At 64.6% G+C, this 5,738-nt stretch carries 4 protein-coding genes and 1 pseudogene; all 5 read left to right on the top strand.

Annotated features, from left to right (window positions below; genetic code table 11):
* A partial coding sequence (locus HMPREF9440_RS02650) for a hypothetical protein (RefSeq protein WP_008541231.1) occupies positions 1-190 on the top strand: 190 nt, incomplete at its 5' end.
* Between the two features lie 195 nt (positions 191-385).
* Positions 386-1,660, top strand: a complete 1,275-nt coding sequence (locus tag HMPREF9440_RS02645; protein ID WP_008541230.1) for a dicarboxylate/amino acid:cation symporter — start codon at positions 386-388, stop codon at positions 1,658-1,660.
* A gap of 323 nt (positions 1,661-1,983) precedes the next feature.
* A complete protein-coding gene (locus tag HMPREF9440_RS02640) occupies positions 1,984-3,825 on the top strand; it encodes an ABC transporter ATP-binding protein (protein WP_008541229.1) in 1,842 nt (613 codons plus the stop codon).
* A gap of 91 nt (positions 3,826-3,916) precedes the next feature.
* Entirely contained in the window at positions 3,917-5,467 is a 1,551-nt protein-coding gene (gene gsiB / locus HMPREF9440_RS02635) for a glutathione ABC transporter substrate-binding protein GsiB (protein ID WP_008541228.1), read from the top strand.
* 111 nt (positions 5,468-5,578) lie between these two features.
* Positions 5,579-5,738, top strand: a pseudogene (locus tag HMPREF9440_RS11120) (glutathione ABC transporter permease GsiC); the annotation flags it as partial.

Here is a 5,738-nt window from a genome sequence, read left to right as displayed (position 1 = left end):
GAAGATGCAGGCGCAGCTGGCGTTGAGCCGCTCCCTTCTCGAGGGGCTGCGCGTCACGGCGATCTTCAATCCGGGCATCGACCGGAAGGAGCTCCGCGCCGTCGCGATCGACCGTTTGGTGCACGGCATCCTCGCGGATTTGGCCGCCTCGAAGGGCGTCACCGTCGAGGAACTTTCGCTCTGGCCGTGATTTTCTTGAGGAGAAGGCGTTTTTACCCGCTTTTTCCTCGGGTTTTCCGGTATTCTTCAGCGATGCGGCAAGAGAAGGCCGCCGGTCTCACAACCGGCGGCCTTCCCGCGAACGAATTCCAGAACGCGGCTGCGGACCGTCTCCGGCCAGAGAGAGAGACGGACCGGTCCGACGGCCCCAACGAAGGAAAACAGCATGTCTCTCAGCAACAAGCGCACGCCCATCTACAAGGTGCTCTACTTTCAGGTGATCTGCGCGATCGTCATCGGCATCGTCCTCGGCGTCGTCGCCCCCGACATCGGCGCGCAGATGAAGCCCTTCGGCGACGGGTTCATCCGTCTCATCAAGATGATCATCGCGCCGGTGATCTTCTGTACGGTCGTCACCGGCATCGCGGGGATGGAGGACATGAAGACCGTCGGCAAGACGGGCGGCCTCGCGCTTCTCTACTTTGAAGTCGTCTCGACGATCGCGCTGGTCGTCGGCCTCACGCTCGTCAACATCGTGCAGCCGGGGGCCGGCATGCACGTCGATCCGGCGACCCTCGACGCGGGGGCCGTCGCGGCCTATACGGGCCCGGGCAAGATGCAGACGACGACGGAATTCCTGATGAACGTCATCCCGCACACCGTCGTGGGCGCCTTCGCGGAAGGCGAAATCCTGCAGGTGCTCTTCTTTGCGGTGCTCTTCGGGTTTGCGCTCCACAAGTTCGGCGGCCGCGGCACGCTCATCTTCGACGTGATCGAAAAGAGCTCGCACGTCCTCTTCCAGATGGTCGGCATGATCATGCGCGTCGCCCCGGTGGGCGCCTTCGGCGCGATGGCCTTCACGATCGGGAAGTACGGGATCGGGTCGCTGCTGCCCCTTGCGAAGCTGATGGGGACGTTCTACCTCACCTGCATCTTCTTCATCCTCTGCATCCTGGGCTCGATCTGCCGCTGGCACGGGTTCTCGGTGCTCCGGTACCTCTCCTACATCAAGGAAGAGCTCCTCATCGTGCTCGGCACGTCGTCGTCGGAGTCCGTGCTCCCCCGCATGATGACGAAGATGGAGCAGGCCGGCGTCTCCCGCTCGGTCGTGGGCCTCGTCATGCCGACGGGCTACTCCTTCAATTTGGACGGCACGGCGATCTACCTCACGATGGCCGCGGTCTTCATCGCGCAGGCCTGCGACGTCGACATGACGCTCATGCAGCAGCTCACGCTCCTCGCGGTGCTCCTCCTCACCTCGAAGGGTGCGGCGGGCGTGACGGGCTCGGGCTTCATCGTGCTGGCGGCGACGCTCTCCGCGGTGGGCCACGTCCCGGTGGCGGGCTTGGCGCTGATACTAGGCATCGACCGCTTCATGTCGGAAGCCCGCGCGATCACGAACATGATCGGCAACGGCATCGCCTGCGTCGTGGTCGGCCACTGGTGCAAGGAGGTCGACAACACGAAGTTGAAGGCCGCCATGGGGTTCAAACACAAGTAGTCCCGAAAGGCCGCAGGAAGCCCCTTTTCGAAGCCCGGACGACCGACCTCGGTCTCCGGGCTTTTCGACTTTTGCACCGACATTCGATCAGCGTCCAATCCGTTAGGCTGTTCACCTTACGGCAATGCGGTGAATTCCCTAGAAAAAGCGCACACAAGCGGGTTTTGAGCGAGTAGAGTGATCCGTAAGCCGGTTCGACTCACGAACCTCTCCGAAAGCGCCACGAACACTGGAGTTGCCTTCGGAAAGGGAGCGGATTGGCGGCGGACTTGGATCCTCGGGGTTTGTGTCGGGGATCTCACTTCGAAAGGTGGCTCATCATCATGCGGACGGACGCCCAAGCTTCTCCCGTTCTTGATCTTCGCCGGCTTTCGGTCGAATACGATGCGGAGACGGGACCGGTGAAGGCCGTCCTTGACGTCACGCTTTCGATCGCGCCCGGTGAAACCCTCGCCCTCGTCGGTGAATCCGGCAGCGGCAAATCGGCGACTTCGCTCGCCGTCATGCGCCTCATTGAACGTGCCGGCGGCCGTCTCGCCGCGGGCGAGGCGCTCTTCCGGCGCCCTTCGGGCGACGTGATCGACCTCGCGGCTGCGGACGAACGCACGCTGCGCACGATCCGCGGCGCCGAAATCGCCATGATCTTCCAGGAGCCGATGACCTCGCTCAATCCCGTCTTCACGGCGGGCGAGCAGATCGCCGAAACGCTCCGGCTCCACAGGGGCATGTCGCCCTCGGACGCGGCCCGCGAAGCGGTCGCGCTTCTGGAGCGCGTGCGCATTCCCGACGCCGCGCGCGTCGCGCGCCGTCACCCGAACGAACTCTCGGGCGGGATGCGTCAGCGCGTCATGATCGCGATGGCCCTGGCCTGCCGGCCGCAGCTTCTGATCTGCGACGAACCGACGACCGCGTTGGACGTCACGGTTCAGGCCGAAATCCTCGAACTCATGCGCACGCTCCAGGCCGAAACCGGAATGGCGATGCTCTTCATCACGCACGACATGGGCGTCGTCGCCGAAGTGGCCGACCGCGTGGCCGTCATGCGCGCGGGCCGCATCGTCGAAACGGGAACGGCCGAAGAGGTCTTCGCGAACCCGAAGGCCCCCTACACCCGTGCGCTTTTGGCGGCCGTCCCCCGCATGGGGTCGCTCTCCGCGAGCGACGCGCCCGCCTACTTCAAGTTGGCCGACCCCGAGTCGGGCGAAGCGCTCGACACGGGCTCGCGCCCGGTCTCGACCCCGAGCGACGTGCTTCTTGAAGTGAGGAACCTGGAGAAGCGCTTCGCCGCGCAGACCGACCTCTTCGGGCGCGTCACGCACGAAGTCCGTGCGGTGAACGACCTGACGCTCACGATCCGGAAGGGCGAAACGCTCGCGCTTGTGGGTGAGTCGGGCTGCGGGAAGTCGACCACCGGCCGCGCGATTCTCGACCTCATCACGCCGGACCGCGGCGACTTCTACTGGGAAGGCCGTTCGATGGCGTCGATGTCGGCCGCGGAGCGCCGCGAAGCGCGCCTCGGCATGCAGATGATCTTCCAGGATCCGTACGCCTCGCTCGACCCGCGCCGCACCGTCGTCGACGCCGTGGAGGAGCTCATGCTTCTTCACACCAATATGACGGCGGCCGGGCGCCGCCGCCGCGCGGCGGAGCTCTTTGAGCGCGTCGGTCTGACGAGCGCCATGCTGAACCGCTATCCGCACGAATTCTCGGGCGGGCAGCGCCAGCGCATCTGCATCGCCCGTGCGTTGGCCCTCAATCCGAAGCTCATCATCGCGGACGAATCCGTCGCGGCTCTGGACGTCTCCATCCGCGCGCAGGTCGTCAACCTGATGATGCAGCTTCAGGCCGACCTCGGGATCGCCTACCTCTTCATCTCGCACGACATGGGTGTCGTCGAGCGCATGAGCCACCGCGTCGCCGTCATGTACATGGGCGGGATCGTGGAGCAGGGCACGCGCCGCGACGTCTTCACGTCGCCGACGCACCCCTACACCAAGCGGCTTCTCTCGGCCGTGCCGGTGGCGGATCCGTCGCTGCGCCGACCGACGCTCCCCGCGCGCCCCACCGAGCTTCCGAGCCCGGTGCGCCGCCGCGGCGAACCCGCGCCGTGCCGACATTACGCCGAGATCTCGCCCGGGCACCTGGTCCTCCAGGGCGCCCTCTGATCCGGGCACACCCTCATCCATATCCGAAAGGGCGCCGCGCACCCTCGGCGCGGCCCCGCACCTCCACAAAAAAGGAAAAGGAGTTCCGAAAATGAACGGGAACCAAAATCTGCGCCGCAATGCGCTCCCCCTCGCTCTCGGGGCCGCCATGGGCCTCGCCGTCGCCGCTCCCCAGGCGGCTGAAATCACCGTCGCCGTCGCGTCGGGCTTTACGACGTTGGACCCCTACGACGCGAGCGACACGCTCTCCCGCACGGTGTCTTCGAGCTTCTATGAAGGGCTCTTCTCGCTCGACGACCAGAACCGCCCGGTGCCGGCGCTGGCGACCGGCTACGAAGTGAGCGACGACGGCCTCGTCTATACGATGAAGCTTCGCGAAGGCGTGAAGTTCCAGGACGGCACCGACTTCGATGCGAACGCCGTCAAGATCAATTTCGACCGCCTCCTCGACAAGGCGAACAACCTCTCCCGCCGCGGCTTCCTCAGCATGATCGACAAGGTCGAAGTGGTCGACCCGATGACGGTCCGCTTCACGCTGCAGATGCCCTTCTCGGCGTTCGTCTCCCGCCTCGCCACCGGCACGGCCGTCATGATCTGCCCGAAGGCGATCGAGCAGTACGGCGGCGACGTCGCCTTCAAGCCCTGCGGCACGGGTCCCTACATCATGAAGGACTACAACCCGAGCGAACGCCTCTACGTCGTCAAGAACCCGAACTACTGGCAGAAGGGTCTCCCGAAGTTGGACGGCATCCTCTGGAAGCCGGTCGTTGAAAACAGCACCCGCGCGGCGATGCTGCGCACGGGCGAAGCCCAGTTCGCCTACACGATTCCGGCCGAACAGGTGAAGACCCTCCAGGGCGTCAAGGGGATCGAAGTTTTGGTCGAGCCCTCGATCATTTCGCGCTACCTCATCATCAACAACCAGAAGAAGCCCTTCACCGATCCGCGCGTGCGTGCCGCGATCAACTACGCGATCAACAAGGAAGCGCTCGTGAAGGTCGCCTTCGCGGGCTACGCCGAGCCGATGACGGGCGTCATTCCGAAGGAGATTTCGGGGTTCGAAAACCTCGGCGTCTGGCCCTACGACCCGAAGAAGGCGCGTGAGCTTCTTGCGGAAGCCGGCTTCCCGAACGGCTTTGAAACCGAACTCTGGTCCGGCTACAACAACACGACCGCCGCGAAGGTGATCCAGTTCATCCAGCAGCAGCTCCGCCAGGTCGGCATCAAGACGAACCTGCGCACGCTCGAAGCCGGTCAGCGCGTCGCGATGATCGAAAGCGTTCGCACGGTCGAAGAAGCCCAGAGCCGTCTCTACTACATCGGCTGGTCCAACTCCACGGCCGAACCCGACTGGTGCCTGCGCCCGATCTTCGACAGCCGCAACGCGCCGCCGGTGCTGGCGAACGAGGGCTACTACGTCAACAAGAAGGTGGACGAACTCTTCGACAAGGCGCTCCTTGAAACGGACCTCGCGAAGCGCGAAGAGAACTACCGCGAAATCCAGCGCCTCATTTGGCAGGACGCGGGCTTCGCGCCGCTCGTCACCGAGATGAACATCTCGGGCCGAAGCCTGAAGCTGAAGAACTTCCGCGTGCTCCCGAGCGGCAGCTACGACTTCTACCAGGCTGAGCTCGAACCCTAATCCGGCGCAAAAGTGAGGTATCGGTTCGATTCCTGTCGTGGGGATCGAACCGAAGCCGTCTTTCCAGAAAACCAGAAAAAGCCCCCTTCGACCCCAACTCCGGAAACCGACATGCTCCGCTACGCCATGATGCGGCTCCTCGGCCTCATCCCCACGCTCCTACTCGTGACGGTCTTCGTCTTCCTCTTCGTGCACCTGCTCCCAGGGGACCCCGCGCGCCTCGTAGCCGGCCCCGAAGCCGACGACCAGACCGTCGCGATGGTGCGCCACG

Source organism: Sutterella parvirubra YIT 11816, from assembly GCF_000250875.1.
GTDB lineage: Bacteria > Pseudomonadota > Gammaproteobacteria > Burkholderiales > Burkholderiaceae_F > Sutterella > Sutterella parvirubra.
Note: the sequence above shows the minus strand (reverse complement) of the source record. Positions and strands in the feature narration are given on the sequence as shown.

What these genes read in the sequence shown, in the direction of transcription:
- HMPREF9440_RS02645 (WP_008541230.1), top strand. Translation starts at nt 386, where the DNA reads ATGTCTCTCAGCAACAAGCGCACGCCCATCTACAAGGTGCTCTACTTT.
- HMPREF9440_RS02640 (WP_008541229.1), top strand. Translation starts at nt 1,984, where the DNA reads ATGCGGACGGACGCCCAAGCTTCTCCCGTTCTTGATCTTCGCCGGCTT.
- gsiB (WP_008541228.1), top strand. Translation starts at nt 3,917, where the DNA reads ATGAACGGGAACCAAAATCTGCGCCGCAATGCGCTCCCCCTCGCTCTC.